The organism is Dellaglioa sp. CoH-57-MRSF-17 (assembly GCF_056782015.1).
On sequence record NZ_JBXAXY010000001.1, the window covers coordinates 343,034 to 362,152 of the forward strand.

General features: G+C 32.4%; 17 protein-coding genes. 12 read left to right on the plus strand and 5 right to left on the minus strand.

The genetic code is table 11. The features are described from left to right. Window positions 1–28: 28 nt before the first annotated feature. Together AC1RPJ_RS01585 and AC1RPJ_RS01590 are read right to left on the minus strand one after the other, a co-directional pair. Window positions 29–2,662, minus strand: coding sequence for a glycoside hydrolase family 38 N-terminal domain-containing protein (locus AC1RPJ_RS01585; protein WP_481760884.1), 2,634 nt, complete (start codon window positions 2,660–2,662; stop codon window positions 29–31). Between the two features lie 36 nt (window positions 2,663–2,698). Further along, window positions 2,699–4,048: a PTS sugar transporter subunit IIC gene (locus AC1RPJ_RS01590; RefSeq protein WP_481760883.1), complete on the minus strand. Its 1,350-nt coding sequence runs from the start codon at window positions 4,046–4,048 to the stop codon at window positions 2,699–2,701. Between the two features lie 162 nt (window positions 4,049–4,210). Here AC1RPJ_RS01590 and AC1RPJ_RS01595 point away from each other — a divergent pair, with 162 nt between their 5' ends. The 6 genes from AC1RPJ_RS01595 (at window position 4,211) to AC1RPJ_RS01620 (ending at window position 9,697) form a co-directional block, all read left to right on the plus strand. Next, entirely contained in the window at window positions 4,211–4,930 is a 720-nt protein-coding gene (locus AC1RPJ_RS01595) for a GntR family transcriptional regulator (RefSeq protein WP_481760882.1), read from the plus strand. A gap of 573 nt (window positions 4,931–5,503) precedes the next feature. Further along, window positions 5,504–6,226 carry an HAD-IIB family hydrolase gene (locus AC1RPJ_RS01600; RefSeq protein WP_481760881.1) on the plus strand — a complete coding sequence of 241 codons (723 nt, stop codon included), beginning with the start codon at window positions 5,504–5,506 and terminating at the stop codon, window positions 6,224–6,226. Beyond that, window positions 6,227–7,477, plus strand: a complete 1,251-nt coding sequence (locus AC1RPJ_RS01605; RefSeq protein ID WP_481760880.1) for a PTS sugar transporter subunit IIC — start codon at window positions 6,227–6,229, stop codon at window positions 7,475–7,477. After that, the gene (locus AC1RPJ_RS01610; RefSeq protein WP_481760879.1) at window positions 7,464–8,348 is read left to right on the plus strand and encodes a glycosyltransferase; all 885 of its coding nucleotides are present in this window, start codon (window positions 7,464–7,466) and stop codon (window positions 8,346–8,348) included. Before AC1RPJ_RS01605 ends, AC1RPJ_RS01610 begins: the two co-directional genes overlap by 14 nt. Next, window positions 8,338–9,066, plus strand: a complete 729-nt coding sequence (locus tag AC1RPJ_RS01615) for a DapH/DapD/GlmU-related protein (protein WP_481760878.1) — start codon at window positions 8,338–8,340, stop codon at window positions 9,064–9,066. Before AC1RPJ_RS01610 ends, AC1RPJ_RS01615 begins: the two co-directional genes overlap by 11 nt. A 4-nt stretch (window positions 9,067–9,070) precedes the next feature. Next, window positions 9,071–9,697, plus strand: a complete 627-nt coding sequence (locus AC1RPJ_RS01620; RefSeq protein WP_481760877.1) for a hypothetical protein — start codon at window positions 9,071–9,073, stop codon at window positions 9,695–9,697. Between the two features lie 313 nt (window positions 9,698–10,010). Here AC1RPJ_RS01620 and AC1RPJ_RS01625 read toward each other — a convergent pair whose 3' ends face one another. After that, window positions 10,011–10,427 (minus strand): hypothetical protein, encoded by a 417-nt coding sequence (locus tag AC1RPJ_RS01625; protein WP_481760876.1) that lies wholly within the window; start codon window positions 10,425–10,427, stop codon window positions 10,011–10,013. 77 nt (window positions 10,428–10,504) lie between these two features. Continuing rightward, window positions 10,505–11,329 (minus strand): helix-turn-helix domain-containing protein, encoded by an 825-nt coding sequence (locus tag AC1RPJ_RS01630; protein WP_481760875.1) that lies wholly within the window; start codon window positions 11,327–11,329, stop codon window positions 10,505–10,507. Window positions 11,330–11,518: 189 nt separating this feature from the next. On the opposite strand from AC1RPJ_RS01630, the gene AC1RPJ_RS01635 reads away from it, so the two are divergent. Then, window positions 11,519–12,373 (plus strand): hypothetical protein, encoded by an 855-nt coding sequence (locus AC1RPJ_RS01635; protein ID WP_481760874.1) that lies wholly within the window; start codon window positions 11,519–11,521, stop codon window positions 12,371–12,373. A gap of 43 nt (window positions 12,374–12,416) precedes the next feature. Here AC1RPJ_RS01635 and AC1RPJ_RS01640 read toward each other — a convergent pair whose 3' ends face one another. After that, window positions 12,417–13,409, minus strand: coding sequence for a LacI family DNA-binding transcriptional regulator (locus tag AC1RPJ_RS01640; protein WP_481760873.1), 993 nt, complete (start codon window positions 13,407–13,409; stop codon window positions 12,417–12,419). A gap of 126 nt (window positions 13,410–13,535) precedes the next feature. Between AC1RPJ_RS01640 and AC1RPJ_RS01645 the strand changes: the two genes are divergently transcribed. The 5 genes from AC1RPJ_RS01645 (at window position 13,536) to AC1RPJ_RS01665 (ending at window position 19,018) form a co-directional block, all read left to right on the plus strand. Further along, a complete protein-coding gene (locus AC1RPJ_RS01645) occupies window positions 13,536–14,702 on the plus strand; it encodes a galactokinase (RefSeq protein ID WP_481760872.1) in 1,167 nt (388 codons plus the stop codon). A gap of 24 nt (window positions 14,703–14,726) precedes the next feature. After that, on the plus strand, window positions 14,727–16,211 hold the full coding sequence (galT, locus tag AC1RPJ_RS01650; RefSeq protein ID WP_481760871.1) for a UDP-glucose--hexose-1-phosphate uridylyltransferase: 1,485 nt from the start codon (window positions 14,727–14,729) through the stop codon (window positions 16,209–16,211). Between the two features lie 189 nt (window positions 16,212–16,400). Beyond that, window positions 16,401–16,550: a hypothetical protein gene (locus tag AC1RPJ_RS01655; RefSeq protein ID WP_481760870.1), complete on the plus strand. Its 150-nt coding sequence runs from the start codon at window positions 16,401–16,403 to the stop codon at window positions 16,548–16,550. Window positions 16,551–16,586: 36 nt separating this feature from the next. Then, complete coding sequence (locus tag AC1RPJ_RS01660) at window positions 16,587–17,882, plus strand: helix-turn-helix domain-containing protein (RefSeq protein ID WP_481760869.1); 1,296 nt, start codon at window positions 16,587–16,589, stop codon at window positions 17,880–17,882. A 257-nt stretch (window positions 17,883–18,139) separates the two neighbouring features. Then, the gene (locus tag AC1RPJ_RS01665; RefSeq protein ID WP_481762396.1) at window positions 18,140–19,018 is read left to right on the plus strand and encodes an RluA family pseudouridine synthase; all 879 of its coding nucleotides are present in this window, start codon (window positions 18,140–18,142) and stop codon (window positions 19,016–19,018) included. The last annotated feature ends 101 nt before the right edge of the window (window positions 19,019–19,119 follow it).

Below are 19,119 nucleotides of genomic sequence, written 5' to 3' on the forward strand. Positions count from 1 at the left end.
ACCTCAAATCGTAAGTTATCATAATTACTTATTTAATTGGAAAGATACCGTAAGTTCTAATTTCTCCTGGACCAAACGATAGTAAATCAACGGTGGTAACTTTTGAATTAATGAAATGGCTAACTTTACCATTTAAATCGAGTTCAGCAATGTTACAAGTAGTATTTAATGAGAGATTGCCAGGTTGATTGATAACGTTATCAGTTGGATTATAAAGACGAAGTTCAAATCCAGTTTTATCATCTGATATTGAAAAACTACTCATAATGACCTTTAAATTTTGAACGGACATAATTGAATTGTGATTAACGTTAGTCTTTGCTGGATTCATCATGAAATATTGTAAAGGTGTTGAGAAGCGATTTATTATTTGATCTTGATAGAAAAGTTCATTTTGACTTAATTGGCGATGCTTATTTTGAAGTTCAATAGGCTTGAAGTCAGCTTCAACAACTAGCCCACCTTCAAATATTAATTCTTTATTTAATTGACTATCCGGAGTTGATACAATTTTTGTTTGTAGACCTGAAGCATCTGAGGGACGGCGCATTAAGTCAGGACGTCCTAAGAAACCTACTCCTCTAAACAATGTAATCGCTAATTTATCAAAAGATTTATCAATTAATTGAAAATCTTTCGTACCTAAGGTTAGAAAAGACCAACTTACTTCTTTATTATGTGAATTAGCGAAATGAATCATTGGTCGCATACTTGTTGGTTCTTCCTTATAACCAATTTGTTCCCAGTCTTTAAGGTGTTTGTCTTCAGTAGGACGTTCAATGATACCAAATGGGGTATCTGCGAACGAGCTAACGACATTCGTTAATTGTGTATTTAAAATAAGTCGCATACGATGATCAAGAATAGTATTATCAATGTGCATCTTAAATTTAATAACGTTAGAATTTTTTGTTAATGTTAATGTTAATTGATAATTTAATCGACCAGTTTTAGTTTTTAGTGCACGCTCCTCTAAGTTGATTGGTAAGGTCCACGAACCAGTAATTGACATAATTTGATATAATTTTCCTGATTTAAATGTTATTGAATCAGATTTTGAAAAATCTAAAGTTAATAACCAATCTTTGAATGCAGGAGAGTAGTCATACGTATCACCCTCATCACCGCTATCTTCAATTGTCATAAAATTAGAATATGAGTGATTATCAAACTTTGTTTTAAGATTTAATTGCCCGTCATCAAAAGAAATTTTGTAGAAATCATTTTGAATATCAGTAGATACTTCTAATGTATTTACTGGGTTGTTTTCAGAGACGGACTGAATGCAGTAGCCAGTCCAATCTGTAGCTGATATGATCGTTTTAAAAGCAATTTTAGTAATATAATAAAAATCATCAGTCATTTCAGTTTGATCACGGCGTAAAACTGCTGCATTTTCTTCCTTTTGATAAATAATATCAAAAGGAACATCAATGCCGTCTATTGTTTTAAGATTAAAATTAGCAAAAGAAGTACTAACTTCGAATTCACGAATTTCATTAACTGGTAAAGGAAGTGGATTCCAAGCAAATAAATTTAATTGTTTTTTATCTGAAATAGAAATACTTAGTTTACGAAGTAGATAATCTTTGAGTGAAAGAGATAATTGATCTGCCACAATTCCACGATGTAAGATATCTTGATTTGTTTTATCACTGTTACAGCCACCGGAACTATCATGAGCTTGTCCACGGGCAATAGTCTTCCAAATATCATCAATTAAACCTTGCTTTTCAGATATACCCTGATGTGTAGCAATAGCCATTAAAGGCTCGACTTCATAAGTCATTCTCCGTTCTAATTTATCGTAAAGCTGTTTTAAATCGTAACGAGAAGAATAGATTCCTCGATGTATTTTAGAATCTGATGGATCAATGAATTCTCCATTAAATGATGGTAAATTGGACTCCTTAGCTAATGCATCAAAAAATTTTGGATACGTACTTTCTTGAATAACAGAATCAGATTGTAAAAGAACACTATTAGCAGTTGCAAGTCTATCTTTTAAATTATGATCGATAGCTCGCTGGTCGCCACCAATTGGTAAAACAAGATTGTCAGATGTAGTATTCGTTGAGATTTTCTCCGTTAAATCGAAAAAGTTATCATTTTCAACTAAATCTACACCTGCATAATAGCCATTTTTAATATTAGCAACTAAAACTTTGGAGGAGTCATTACTTGTCCAGTAAAAATAGCGGGAATCGTTTTCTGTAGGGAACCCACGCCAGAAAACGGTGCTATTAATACCAAATCCATTATATATTTTTGGCATATCTTGTCCTTGTCCAAATGAATCTGGGAGATACCCAACTTTCATTACGCCACCTAAATTGTCAGCTAGCTTTGATCCAATTCTGATATTGCGAACAATAGATTCTCCAGAAGTAACCATTTCATCAATTTGAGTATACCAAGGTCCAATGAGTAAACGACCCATAGAAACATATTTTTTGATAAGATCTTCTTTTTCTGGAGCTGTATTTAGATAATCATCAATAATTGACATCTGTCCATCTAATAGATAATAATCTAGTTCATTTTTAGATAATGCCTCAAAAGCTTCGTCCATATGGAAGGCAAATTGAATTCGAGCCTCTTGACGTGTAAAATACCATTCAAAATCCCAATGAGTATGTGCGATTGCATGAATCTGTTTCAAATGAAACACCCTTTCTTCTCTTGAATTAAATTCAGATTATTCTGTAACCATGTCTGCATCCAATTTTCTTGCTTCTGCACGTTCATGGCGTTGGTTGATAATAACAAATGGAGCATATAGTGCAGTATCTAAGACAACTAAAACAGCAGTTAAAACGACTGGGCTTAGATGGAATGCACCTAATACCCAAGTGCTAATGAAAATAGGTTCATTACCAGAATTTAAAACTACAAGAGGTACAACCCAACCGATTGAAGTTACAACATATGCAATAATTGCATTTGTGACAGGTACAACAATCCATGGAATGAACATTAGTGGATTTAAAACAATAGGTAAACCGAAAATAACAGGTTCATTAATACCAAAACAACTTGGAATGAAACCTAGTTTTGCAACTTCTCGCTCTTTTTCACCTTTATTTGTGAAAATCAGCATTGCAATAATTAAACCAAATGTTGCACCAGAACCACCAATCATGGCGTAAACATTTGTCATTGTATTAGGTGAAATTGAAATATCAGCAAAACTTTGAGTTTCAGCAAATTTTGCAACGTTTTTAAGGAATAGTGGTAACCAGAAGGCTGAAATAACGCCCCAGACGATATTGAAACCATGTAAACCAAGGAACCAAAGGATTTGTTCTAATAAAATAACAATAATAATAGCTGGAAGCCCAACACCAACGCTTAACATTGGTGAGATAACAATATCAGCAATCATTTGTACTAATGAAACATAGCCAAGTGACTGTATTGTAATTCTTACGATACCAAAAATAATAAGTACTTCGGAAATTGGAATTAATGAGAAAAATGAATCGAAAACATTTTGTGGTACGTTACCAGGCATTTTAATCGTGAACTTACTTCTTGCGAATCGAGCGAACAACGAAACGGCAAGCATTCCAACAATTAAGGCTGTAAACATACCTTCATAACTAAAGAATGAAGTTGAAAAACCTTCAACAACTTTAGCTTTGCTATCCAAAAAGTTAACGTTATTAGGAATCATGACGAAGTATGCTGCGAATGCCAATAATGTGGCAATAATTGGATTTAAACCTTTATTTTTTTCGTCCTTTTTTAATTCCATTGCATACGAGTATGCTGATGAAAAAACAACGATTAGTGCAACAATACCAAGAGTAGCAGTACCAATGTAGCCGAATAAGTCACTAATACTTGTTAAAATGACATTATGAATATCTTTTGCTTTAATTAATGCATCAAGTTCCATTTTGATTAGATTTGAGAATGATCCGACAACAGTAAACGGAATTGTTCTAACAAAGGCATTCTTAATAGCTTGTAAAATGGTATTTCTTTCAACCCATGCTGAAACTTTTAAGAGTGGCCCCTGGATTTTTTCTAAGTTAAAATGCATAATAAAGACTCCTTTTAATTTTGTTTATAGAAAGCGCTTTCTATAAACAAAGTATAACAACATCTTTTTAATTTGTAAATACATATTTAAATGAAACGTGTTTACAAATTAAATTATATAATATAATATGTATATACAAATGTATAGAAATGAGGTAGACAAATGTACAGATATCGAGAAATATACTCAGATATTAAACGAGATATTTTAACAAATCATTATCGTGCCGGGGCTTTACTGCCAACTCAAGAAATATTAACCGAAAAATACCAAGTTTCTAGATTAACGTTAAAAAAATCATTAAATTTACTAATTGATGAAGGATTAGTTTATAGTAAGCAAGGGTCAGGGACGTATGTGCGACCAAGAATGGATAGTCAATCTACGGAGATGTTGCCTCTAGATTTACCTGTTGGTGTCACATATTCACATCGAGATCAAAAAATATCAAGTAAATTAATACATTTTAATGCCCGATTACCAACAGAAATAGAACAAAAAAATCTACAAATATTATCTAATGATCCAGTTTATGAAATTAAAAGGGTTAGATTGATTAATAAAAAGGTCTATAGTTTTGAGCACTCAGTGATGCCGGTCTCAATTGCGCCTATCGATGAAAAGGTATTATCAGGATCCGTGTATGACTATTTAGGGAGTCACGCGAACTTACAGTTAACAGATGCAAGACGAGTGGTTTATGCTGAACCAGCAAACAAAGAAACTAGTCAAGTTTTAGAAGTTTCCTTGGATAGTCCAATTTTTGTAATTGATCAAATCGCTTATGATCAAAAAGGCCGCGCCTTTGAATATTCGACGTCAAGATTTGTGAGCAATCATAATAAATTTGTCTTAGATGTTCATTTAAATAAAAACAACTAAAAAAGAGATTCCTGCAATATACTTTTTTTTAACCGATTTTAAAATAGGATAGCATAAAGTAGAGTAGTTTGTGATCGTAACTAGCAGTGATATTGTGGGACAATACGCGATATGTGTTGAAGTAATAAATAAAGTATGGAAAGGAGGATGCAACAATGATAATAAGACAAGAAGAAATAGAAAACGATTATAGTTTTTCACAATCTACCTTAAACGTAATTGTTATGGATTCAAAAATAACCAGCATTTCTTTACCCGAATTGAATTAATTTTGCATAAGAAAAGGCATCTGTCTTTCGACAAATACCTTAGTATTCCGCCACCAACACCAGTTGACAAAGAGCCCTTTTTAAAAGAATAATCAGTTAATCTTTAAATCTGAGCGGTATTAAAATTGAACCGAGTGGTTATTTAATACTGATTCAAAATCTCAAAATAACATATATAAAAAAATTCCCTTGAAATATCTAGACATTAGGTAAATAATGTGGGTGTAGCGAACTGTGTAGGAGTAAAAATGATATGGGGGTTAAAAAGATTTGGTTCGCGGAAATAATATGTAGGGGTGATTAAATGAATATGCTAGTTAGTGATTTTGATGGAACGATTTTGAGAGGTGACTTTGTAGATAAGAATACAAGAGAGACTATTGCGAAACACAACAAAGAAAATGATCTCTTTGTTGTGGCCACCGGAAGATCTCCAAAATCGATAGTCAATGCGAAAGAAAAATATGGTCTACCTGAGTTTAACTACGCTCTAGCATCAAATGGCTCAATAGTAATTGATAGTAGAGGTCAGATTATTAAAGCATTCTATCTGAACGGGGAGCAGATCAATGCGATAAAAGAAATAATTAATAAATACTTGAGTTCAATCGAACGAATTATGATTTCAAGTAGTGACAATGAATTACGTAGTTTCGATAAATTAAATCCTAGCTCGGATAATATTTGTTCAATTACTGTCGTAGCAAGTACTAAAATTATCAATGCTATAAGTGAGAAAATAGCAACGAAAAGAATATTGAATTTCAATCGCAATGGAAAATACTTAGACATTACGCGTGTGGGTATTGATAAGAGTACTGCAATTAATTGGTTGGTTAACATAAAAAAAGTAAATATTAATAATGTGTATTCTGTCGGAGATGATTATAATGATATAACAATGCTTCAAAGCATTAATAAGTCATTTACTTATAATGATAGTCCGTTGCCTGTCAAGACTGCTGCTAGATATTTAATAAATGTATACAGTGATATAAGTAATTATGTGAAGAAAGAAGTAGAATAAATGAAATCGCTTACATCGGCAACTAATCGTTTCTTCAATTCCAGAATTTTGACTGGAATCAAAGATGGGATGATATATACCATCCCCATTACAATTGTAAGTTCTATTTTCATTATTCTTGTACAATTTGATATTAATCCCGATTTGAAAGTCTTAATGAATCGATTGATTACTTTTTCGTTCAACATTTTAGGTGTAGTAAGTTGTTTAGGAATTGCTTTTTCGATGACTAAAAACGAAAAATTAAAACTAGAAACAACTATTACCGCACTAATTTCATTTTTAGTTCTTTGTGGAGCAGAAAATGTAAAAATAGTAAAGAATATAACCATTGATTGGATTGGAAGCAAGGGGATTATTGCAGCGATGTTAATCGGAATACTCATCCCTATTTTCTTTGAAAAGATTGTTAACTTAAGGATTGGAAATAAAGTTTTTAAAGATTTACCGAGTAATGTTGGAATAGCTTTTGAGTCTTTAATTCCGATGTTTTGTTGTTTTATTGTTATAGGTGTCGTTCAATTTGTATTTCAATTTATCATAAAAAGAACCTTCGTAGAGACTATTTATACTCTTTTGCAGCTTCCTTTACAAAACTTATCGGACACGTTTTTTGGTGTGATTTCTATCTCGGCATTGATTTCAGTTTTTTGGTTTTTTGGCATTCACGGTAATTCCGTTATTGGTGGAGTAATAACACCGATTTTATTGACAAATACTATTGAAAACCAGTCGATTATAGCAGCACACCATAATCTAACAATAGTGAATGGAGCGCATATAGTAACTCAACAGTTTTTAAATCAATTTATTACTATGACAGGAAGCGGTATTAGTATAGGGCTTATTCTATCAATGATTATTTTTTCAAAAGAGTCAGGTAATCGCAAGCTAGGATTAGGTGCTTTTGTACCTTGTTTATTTAATATTAACGAACCAATAGTTTTTGGACTACCAATTGTATTGAATCCATACATGGTAGTACCGTTCATTTTTATTCCAGTTATTACCGGAATGTCTTTATATCTTTGTATTCTATATGGAGTTATTCCGCCGTTTAACGGTGTCATTCTTCCGTGGATAACACCACCATTAATTTCAGGCTTTTTGCTAGGAAGTTATAAATATGTTGTGTTTCAAATCGTAATTATCATTATGTCTTTTGTTGTTTACACACCGTTTTTAAAGCTGTACGAAAATAATAGCACTAAGTTAGTCTTAAAGGGAGCGCATAGTAATGGAAAATTTTGATATATCCGTAATCATTCCAACCTACAATCGGAATAAATTACTTGAAATTAGTTTGCAGTCACTACTTAAACAAAAACTGAATAATACGACTTTTGAAGTAATAGTTGTCGATGATGGATCGTCTGAAGAAACAATCTCAATTGTTAAGGCATTTGAGACATCACTGAATATTAAGTACTATTATCAGTCGGATAATGGATTTAAGGTTTCTGAAGCGAGAAATGCTGGAGCAAATATCTCTGGGGGTAAATATCTCGTATTTATTGATGCTGGTATTGCAGTTTGTAGTACATTTGTGAGTGAGTACCATAGAATTTTAGTAAATAATGAAAATAGTTTTGTGATTGGTTATGTTGCGGGATTTGATGATCATGATAAATATAAACAGGCAATTATTGATAACTTTAATGCGGCGGATGTCGATGGCACGATTCAAGTATTATTGAATTTAAATGCGTATGATCGCCGTGAATCAGTATACCAGTCAATGGGAGATGATTTGTCTAAGTGGCCAGCACCATGGGTAATTGGTTGGTCATGTAATATTGGAATATCAAAAGATGCCTATCAAAGAATCGGAGGATTCGATGAGGCTTACACAACTTATGGTGGAGAGGATGCAGATTTCGCTATTAACGCATTTGTGCATCATATTAGATTTATCCTTGATAGATCTGCGATTGCAGTTCACTATCCACATGAAAAAAATAAAAATACAGTAAGCACCGAAGAAGCTAAAAAATATACGCTAAGGAAAAGAAAATATATGTTCAATAAATATGGTTTAAGCTCAATTAGAACTTGGATTGGAACTAAAACGGAATTATTAAATGGAGAGTTGAGTAAAGCTGGTGGAAATAATGAAAACTAAGAACGTTGTTGATTTACACAATTTTATAGACGTTAATGATGAGAGATTGCGTAATGGTATGTTGAAGCAAACTGTTGTTGATTTTTTGGATAATTTTAATTATGTGGATCTAACTAGATTAAATCATTCATACACTGCAAATAGTAGCCAAATATCAAAGAGTGCAATTATTGAGGGGAATGTGTATATCGGTGAAAATGTTATTATTCAGGGGTTTGCTTACATCAAAGGCCCAGCAGTCATCAAAGACAATGCATTGATTGGGAAAAGTGCATTTATTCGAGGTGGCTGTTATATTGGGGAAAATACTATAATTGGGCATTCCTCGGAGATTATTAATAGTGTGATTCTGGATGATACGCATATTGCACACTTTAATACAATAACGCGGTCTTTTATTGGAAGTGATGTAAACTTTTCAGCTTATGCGTCGACTTCCAGCTTTAACTTGTATGATGAAATTGACGCGACTGGATGGCATAAAACAAAAAAAATTTTTTTCGATGATAAAACATATTTAAAAACAAGTTCAAAATTTGGAGCCATTATAGGTGATCACTGTCGCATTGGAGCTTACACTATGACATATCCAGGTGTTACAATGGGGAAAAATTGTGTTGCGTTGCCACATCTCATGATTAAAGAGGGTTTTTATGCAAATGACAGTAAATTATACTTACAAGATTATTATACTCACACAGTAAAAAAAGGATGTTAGACAAATGGGATCAAGAATAATGCATTTATCAATTGCACAAGTAATAAATAATAAGCATGGGTTTGGAAATGATTTTTTAATTGGAAGTATTACTCCAGATGTTAACAAAAATTCGAGAACACCCAAAGAGCTTACGCACTTTATGGTGAAACGCGAAGATGGAGAACATGATATGTTTCCAAACATGTTTCTAGAGGAGTATGGAACATGTTTGAATACGTTTCAACTAGGATATTATCTTCATCTTATATCTGATGATATTTGGCTAAAAACTGTTTATAAAAAATATATTTTAGAAAACATGAGTTATAGTAAGGATGAAGCGCTACGAAGATTCTATTTAGACTTTCACTATTATAATGGTATTCTGATAAAACAATATAAACTGGTAACTTTGAAAAATAACAAATACTTATCGACTGGGGTCAACGAAATAATTGATCGTGATATTAGTGAAATTATTGAAGACTTGGATGCTGATTTTGATGATATGTCTATCGAAGACTTTCCAGGTTTACTTAAAAAAGAGGATGTAGAACAATATATTAACGTTTGTGTAAAAGAATTTGAAATTTTTCTCTTGAAAGGCAGCTATGATGGTGTTAAATTTGTTTTTTATAACGATTTTTAGAAACAAAAATCTATATTATATAGTTTAAAAAAGTTGAAATCATTAAGGCGCTGCAACTATAATTTGAAACCTGGTGAACGGTTTAAATGATGGTCATTTCAGAATTAGATAGTTCTAACTCACAGAAAGTTTCAATTTTAATTCGTTCAGATTAGGTTATACTAGACAAAAGATCAGTTCCTAGAAAGTGTGTTTGTGGTAAACACCATTTTAAAGGAAGCTGACCTTTTTTGTCCGAACAGCGTTCGGATTAATTTTACAAGCTACCAAGAAGTAACAAAAATTAGCCATACTCCTTGCAGGAATCTCTTTTTTAGTTGTTTTCAATTATTCGTTTAAAGCTTTGTAAGTTTGAATTAAAGGCATGTTTAGCGATTGGCATGAGTAATTTTAATGGTAAATGTGAATGATCATTTTCAGACAAGTAAAAATTTTCTTCTAATAATGTTGTTGCATTTTTACTAGTCAAATTAAAAATTAGAGTGTATTCGAGTTTTCCTCCGGTACTTTCATAGTAGATTGTATCATTTTCTGAACTAACAGAAATTTCCTCATTTTTATTCAAAGCAGAATCTGTTCTGTGAATATTGAATTTATTGTTGTCAATTGGCTGTACCTGAATAATATCAGGTATCCATTTCAGTAAAGTTTCCGGATTTTTTAAAAACAACGCGATTTTTTCTTTACTTGATTTGATTGAAATAACATTTGAAAATAGTGGTTTTTCCATAGGATGAAACCTCCTTTTATTTGATGACTTCATCCTATCCAATTTGAGTAAAAATTAAAAATCAGTATTCTGATATTCTAAATATTTTTATAAATTTGTTCATTAAAAAGGCCAGTTAGTAGCTGTTGCTTTTCAGTAGCGGCTAAAAAATTATCTTTATCTTCTGCTCTTTTTGCAATTTGAGCCATTAAATAAAAAGAGTTGGCTAACATATAGTGTGAGTTATGATCAGTAGCGAATTTAACAGACTTGTTTATCCAATTAAGAGACATTGTTAAATTATTGAGCTTAAAATAAATAAGTGCTGTCAAATAGAATAAAATATTTTGATTTTCTTCATAAAATAATTTATTAAAGTCCATAAAAGTCTGATCAATATATTTCTCAGCCTTATTTTGTAAATTTTGCTTTGCATATATAAAGGCCAAAGAGACGGTACCAAGTCGGGTAAGGGTATCTGGCAGAATTTTATTACTGGAAGCAAGGGACAACTTAATATATTTTTCGGTAGCAATCAATTTATTTTCAGTATGTAGAGTTGCAATACCGATATAATAATAGTATGCCTGAAGTTGCTTATCCGTTTTTAAATTATTGGTAACCGTTTCTTTATTTAGAAACTGGAGTAACTCTTTGTATTGGTGTTGATTACATAACTTAGATACACGTTCATTGAATTCATTTTCTGAACTGATATCAAAATTTTCCAGAAGACTTATTTGGTCTAAAGTAATCGATAATTTATGACATAGTTGGATTAAGAGCTGTGCATTAGGTATGTATTTATTATTTTCAATAGCACTAAGCATCGATTGCGCACAAATATCTTTGGAAACTTCTTTTTGAGTTAAGTGTAGCGATTGGCGAGTTTCTTTTAAAATTAATCCTAAGCTATTAGGCATGATATAACCTCTTTCTAGTTTGAAAAAGTTAAACAGTAATTACTGGGATAATAACATAATGGGGCATAATGATAAAATTTCATGATTAATAAATCAAACTACCATTTTTCAATCATGTCGCGTACAATTAACCTACAATTGAATGTTAAAATTTAAATAATTTGAGAATTAACAAAAGGGGATAGAATCATGCGTGCAGAATTCCAAAAGCAACATACTGAGACCTATCAGATAGACAACCATAAAGGTCTAAACGGCTGGATATCTTTCTTCTTGAGCCTTAGTTTAATCGTACTATTTGTGACAAGTGTCTTAAAAATAACCGTTTTGAATCAAACTTATACTGAAGAAAAAATTTTAACAGATTCGAACGTGACACTTGTGACACGACAGATGAATGATGGTATTTCAAGTATTGCGACATTAAATGATGTGCCAACGTCAGCTGTTAAAGATGCTTTAACGAATCAACAAGTTACTAACATTGCGAAAAATAGTTTTAGTAACGTATATGCTGGAAAACAAACTGTCATCAATCCAACTGAGATTACCAATCAAGTTGCTAGCAACGTTATGAAAAAAACGGACACATCAAATCCGTTGGTTAGCGCTAAAATTGATGGGATTGTCGCAACTTTTAAAAGTAATTTAAGTGAATATTTGACGAATAATATCCAAACGCCATATCTTTCAAAAATTGCTAGTACAGTTAGTTCGGTAAAAGTAATAGTCCAAACAGCCTTTATGTATAGTTTAATAGCTTCTGTTATTTTTGCGCTACTCTTACTGGCTATTAATCGGGCATTCTTTATACCGCTTAAATACGTCGGATTCAGTGCAATCTGGAGTGGTGTTCTAGTTTCAATTGGTTCTGCAATTGCCTTGTACAGTGGCCTAATTGGTATTGTGTCTAGTAAAGCTTCTGTTTTTACTGATATTGTGAATAATTATATCAGTGACACATTTAATACCATGTTAGTGGGTAGTTTAATTTTACTTGCTGTTGGTCTAGTATTCTGGTTAATTGGTCGTAATAAAAAATAAAAAGCAACTGATGTTCAGATTAATTTCTGAATACCAGTTGTTTTTATTTGGAACTATTCCTAAGTGTTAAGGTTGTTCCAATGGTAATAATCTGAGGGATAATTTCAGTCATCGACATTTGATTGACTAATAGTTCTGCAGCAGATTGACCCATTTTTTCTGTATAAACTTTAACTGAACTAAGCGTTGGGAAAGTATATTCAGCAATAGATGTGTCATTAAAACTAATTAAACTGATTTGTTCAGGCACTTTAATTGATATTTCATTTAATGCACGTAATGCACCGACAGCCATTGCGTCATTTGCAATAAACAACGCTTCTGGTAAATTATCTGATTGATCATTTAATAATTTCAAGGTTAATTGATAACCTGATTCTGGCGTGAAATCGCCTGTATAAACCCATTCGGGATGGTAGTTGCTAGTACGTTCTAAGTGATTTTTAAAGTGAGTGAAGCGGGAATCTGGGCCTAAATTGACATCATCAAATGTACTTTCTTGTCCTGCAATCATGCCAATTTTAGTTAAATTTTGTTTTTTAAAATGGTCAATAACGGTTGTAACTGGCGTTTTGAAATCAGTCATGACGCAACTAATACCAAAATTTAGTGTGTTCATATCAACAAAAACTAAATTAGAATTTAGTTCTTTAAATCCGGCTATTTGTGCTGCACTGTATTTACCGATAACAATAGCACCAAGAGTATCAGTCAAGGCGCTAAATTGATCATTTTGGAAAAAACGTGTAATTTCATAACCGAGTTCAATTAATTTACGTTCGATACCAATTCGAATTGAAAGGTAATACAGGTCATCTAATTCTTCTTTTTCTGTATACCATTCGATAATAGCAATCTTACCTTGAGGTGTACTGGATTTCTTTTTATTTTTTGAATAATTTAAACTTTCAGCTGCTTCAAAGATTCGTTTACGTGTATCGTCGCCAACGGATAATGTTTGATCGTAATTTAACACGCGAGAAACAGTTGCATTAGAAACTTTTGCCAACTGTGCAATGTCTTTAAGTGTTGCCATGACTACCTCCTGATTGATTGGTTATGTGTATCAGTTTACCATAATAAAAAGAATGTCGTAAAAAGATTGTAATTTTAGTAAATATTTAGTAAAATGAAAGCGGTTAATAAATTGGAGGAAAATATAATGAAAATTAATGAATTAAAGAGCGAATTTAAAGATGTTTACGGTGTGGACGCAAATGCAAGTTACTTCTCACCAGGTCGTATCAACTTAATTGGGGAACATACTGATTACAATGGTGGACATGTTTTCCCAACAGCAATTACATTAGGCACATATGCAGTTGCAACAAAACGTGATGATACAACAATTAATATCATGTCAAATAACTTTAAAGATAATGGCGTTGTCTCATTTGATTTAAGTGATTTATCATATCAAAAAGAACATAACTGGGCTAATTATCCAAAAGGGATGATTGTTTACTTGAAAGAGCAAGGTTATGTTATTGATAAAGGATTAGATATTTTACTTGAAGGTAACATTCCAAATGGTGCTGGTTTATCATCATCTGCATCAATTGAATTATTGATGGGTGTTATTTTAGAAGATCAATTTAATTTAGACATTGATCGTGTTGATCTTGTTAAAACAGGTGTCATGGTAGAAAATAAATTTATCGGTGTTAATTCAGGAATTATGGATCAATTTGCAGTCGGTATGAGTAAAGCAAATCATGCTATCTTACTGGATACAAATACACTAGATTACGATTTAGTACCAATTGATTTAAAAGACAACGTTATTATTATTATGAATACAAATAAACGTCGCGAATTAGCAGATTCTAAATATAATGAACGACGTAGTGAATGTGAAGCAGCATTAGCATTATTACAAGAGAAAAATGATATTAAATCATTAGGTGATTTGGACAATGCTAGCTTTGATTTACAAACATACTTAATCCAAAAAGAAAACCTTCTAAAACGTGCGCGTCATGCAGTTTCAGAAAACCAACGGACGATTATGGCTCAAGAAGCTTTGAAAAATGAAGATTTAGTACGTTTTGGTAAATTAGTTAACGCTTCACATGTTTCATTACAATTTGATTATGAAGTAACGGGTATTGAACTTGATACACTTGTTGAAACAGCATGGGAACAACCAGGAGTACTAGGTGCTCGAATGACTGGTGCTGGTTTTGGTGGTTGTGCAATTGCCATTGTTGCTAAAGACAAAGTTGACGCATTTGAAAGTGAAGTGGGTCGTATCTACGAAGAAAAAATCGGTTATGCACCAAGTTTCTATTTAGCAGAAATTGCTGATGGCGCTAAAAAATTAGATTAAGCATAAAGAGATAGAGGGAAAAACATGGATTCTAAACAATTAATTTCAAAATTCGTCGATAAAGTTATTCAGTTTGATCCAACGACTTATTCGACAGATGATAAAATTTATTTAGTAAACGTCGTTTTAGATTTGGTTGGTGAATCAGAGATAGAAGTAACTGAACCAGTTTCTGACACAATAATTGCTGTTAAAGACGAGCTACTTAATTTAGCAATCAAAAACGAGAAAATCAGTGCTCTAATCGCGGAGCAAGATATTCTTGGTGCTAAATTAATGGATCTGGTCACACCAATTCCAAGTCACGTGAATAAACATTTCTGGGATTTATACGCAAAAGACCCAGAGAAAGCTTTGGCTTATTTTTATGAATTAAGTCAGGCTAACGATTACATCAAAGTTGCGGCTATTGCGAAAAACATTGCTTATCAGGTACCAACAAATTATGGTGATTTAGAAATCACCATTAATTTATCTAAACCTGAAAAAGATCCAAAGCAAATTGCTTTAGCTAAAACAATGAAACAAACGGGTTATCCTAAATGCCAATTATGTATGGAAAATGAAGGCTATGCTGGAAGACTAGATTTCCCAGCTCGTCGCAATCATCGGATTGTACGATTTGATTTGGGGGATGCAACATGGGGCTTTCAATATTCGCCTTATGCTTACTTCAATGAACATTCAATTTTCTTAGATGAAAAGCATGAACCTATGGTAATTAACAAAACGACATTTTCAGATTTACTTCAAATTGTTAAAAAATTCCCGGGCTATTTTGCGGGAAGTAATGCAGATTTACCAATTGTAGGTGGCTCAATTTTAACGCATGAACACTATCAAGGTGGACGTCATGATTTTCCAATGGCAAAGGCAGAAATGAGTCAAACAATGCAATTTGCAGGATTTGATGACATTCAAGCAGGTATTGTGAACTGGCCAATGTCAGTCATTCGTTTAAATGGTGAAAATCCAGAACGATTAGCTGATTTAGCAGCAAAAATTTTAACGTCTTGGCAAGAATATAGTGATGCCGATGCACAAATTTTGGCAAAAGATGCTGACGGTACGCCACATCATACTGTGACGCCAATTTCTCGAATGCGTGACGGTCGTTATGAATTGGATTTAGTCTTGCGAGATAATCAAACATCTGATGAATTTCCAGATGGTATTTATCATCCACATGCTGATGTTCAACATATTAAAAAAGAAAACATTGGCTTGATTGAAGTTATGGGATTAGCTATTTTACCACCTCGTTTGAAAACTGAAATAACAGAGGTTGAGAAGTATCTAACAGATCAACCAAATGTCATGGCGGCTTATCATAAAACTTGGGCTGATGAAATTAAGCGTGATAATTCGATGATTTCTAAAGAGACGGTTAGTGAGCTCGTACAAAACGAAGTTGGAAAAGTCTTTATGCGTGTTCTTGAAGATGCTGGGGTTTATAAACAAGATGACCACGGCCAACAAGCATTCGTTAAGTTTATTAAACAAGTTTAAACGTAAAAAGATTAACTTATTTAAGTTAATCTTTTTTATTTAGAAATCAAATAGAAACTAACTGGTTAACGATAATTGTTAAGATAGTGTTAGAAAATTCTCTTTTTAATGTTTTGTGTTAAAATAAAATATATAATATTCTTACTAAAGTTGACATGCTGGTAATTATGAGAATTCTCGGAGGAATAAATGTACAAAAAAGATATTCTGGATCGACCAGAGTTTTTAATATGTGAAATTATTGAATTGCTATCATTAAATGAACATGGGTTATCAAGAAAAGTAATCTGTAATCGATTAAATGTTTCAAATACAGCTTTGCGAGTTGCACTAGAGTAATTGGATGGCGAATTCAATTCAGGTGATGAACCCTATATGATCATAAAAAAGAATAACATTCAATTTATAGGTAAAGGCAAAATTAATTTTTACGAAACGGTTTATCGGTATGTGAAAGAGTCTATTAATTACCAAATTTTAATGGCATTCTATTATGATGAAAATAGCAGTATTGAAAATTTGAGTCTTAGTTTAAATGTTAGTGAATCATCTATCTTCAGAAGAATTAAGCAACTTAATAATTTGTTGTCTGAATTTCAGATTAAAATTGCACATGGTGAGGTAGTTGGTTCTGAATTACAAATTAGATTTTTTTACTATTCACTATTTCTAGCGACAGATTTTAACTATAATGATACGATAGAAGCGGGCGTCATTCTTGAATACATTAAAGTATTTGAAACATATTTTAACTTCAATGTGAATGATAGTAATTTAATGAGGACTAGAATTTGGATGAAGGTCAGTGTTCATCGAATGATGCGAAAAGATCGTGATAATTGGGTGATTTCTGATGATTTAGCAGATATGATTGCAAATAATTCACTATTTAACCAAGTTGAAGAAAAGATGCAAGATATTTATATTAAGTTCTCAAATAAAATTGATGTTCATTTTGAGAGCGCCCTACTTTACGCTTGGACAACTGCTTTTGTTTCAGTTCCTTCAAGTGCTTACTTGTCCCGCGATTTTATTGCAATTAATCACACAAATAACACCAAACTTCAACAAGCTGTTAAATATTTGGAACAAGGATTTGAATCTAAATTAGATGTTAAAATTATCGGTGAAAATGTTAGTAAATCATTGTACCCAATTTGTACTGAAGCATTTTGTTTTCATGGAACGATGGATGCCGTGGGAACTTACATGATGAATAGTTATCGAAAAAAATATTCAAATCATTCAGTTCGACGTCATGTTGAGATTGCCATGGATGAATTAATCGACAGTCCATTATTAGCTAAAAAATGGTCTGATTTCTATAAGCGATACAGGCAGCCATTTATTAATAAAATGGTCGAAATTTTTAGCGCTAGATTGTTAGAAAAAGAAACCATGTTAACAGTTGGGGTTGATTTAAATGCAAACGAGCGAATTAAAGAATTATTTGTCAGAAATATGAGTCAAGATTTAAATATTAATTTACGCGTTAATGTCAGTATTTATGATTCTAGTCAACGATATGATATGGTGGTTACTAATTTCATGAATAAAAATTATAAAAACAATGCATTTGATAAGTATATTATCACTGCATTAGGACTTGATAATGATATGCCAGAGATGGGGAAACGACTGTTAAACGTGAATAGAAAACACTATCAGTAAAAATGTTTCTAGTTTTTTTTTTGATAGTACAACCCATGAATCATTCGGTATACTCTATATTATAGAGAACTAACAAGAGATATTCGTGGGGGATTTCTTTTGAAGCATTAAACAGTATCGAATTGGGCAAACATTTATTTATTACAAAATAAAAAAAGACGATTATAATTTAACGATTATAATCGCCTTTTTTTATAGGCTACCAAGTGTGATAAGATAGAGAATAAACGTTATGACGAGAAATGAAGGATAATGACATGCAATTTACGCTAACAAACAATGGTGAAGGCACAATTAGTTTAAAAAAATTTTTAATTGAGGTTGGCGTTAGTAAACGATTAATCGCCAGAATTAAACAAGGCGAGGGACAAGTTCGAGTTAACAAAAAGAATGAATATTGGGATTATCAACTGATTGATGGTGATGAAGTTATTTTGACGTTGCCAGAAGAACCAGATAACGATGCCATACATGCAAGTGATGAACCATTAAATATCGTCTTTGAAGATGAAAACTGGTTAGTAGTCGATAAGCCAGCTGGTATGGTAACCGTGCCAGGCCCATCTAATGAAGATACAACATTGGTTAACCGTGTTAAAGGCCATTTGATTGCAACTCATTCAAGTAGTTTCGTGCCACATGTTATTACGCGTTTAGACCGTTTTACAAGTGGACTTGTTTTATTAGCTAAGCATGGATTTGCACATAGTTTGATTGCTGCTCAATTAAGTAATGGTCAGTTAGAAAAATCATACTTAGCAATTGTTGCAGGTGACGTTAAAAGTGATCAAGGAGATATTAAAGAACCAATTGGTAAAAAGGAAGGCGAAATTCGTCGTTCTGTTATGGCTGAAGGAAAAGCCTCAGAAACAACTTATAAAGTTGTAACGAGATTTCCAGACTACACATTAGTTGATGTGAAGTTAGTTACGGGCCGAACACATCAAATTCGTGTACATTTTGATTTTATTCATCATGCTTTGGTTGGGGATGCGTTATATGATGGCCCGATGGACAAAGGTATTGATAGACAGGCATTACATGCTGCTAAATTAAGCTTTGAAGATCCATTTACGGGTAAAAAATTAGCTTTTGAATCAGAACTCCCAGCTGATATGGCTCAATTATTAAAATAGTATCAGGCAAGATTGTATATTTGGATAAAGTGGCGAATATCTATTGTATTTCGTGAACTTTTTCTTTATTATTAATATAGTTATAATCAATTTGTGAAAGC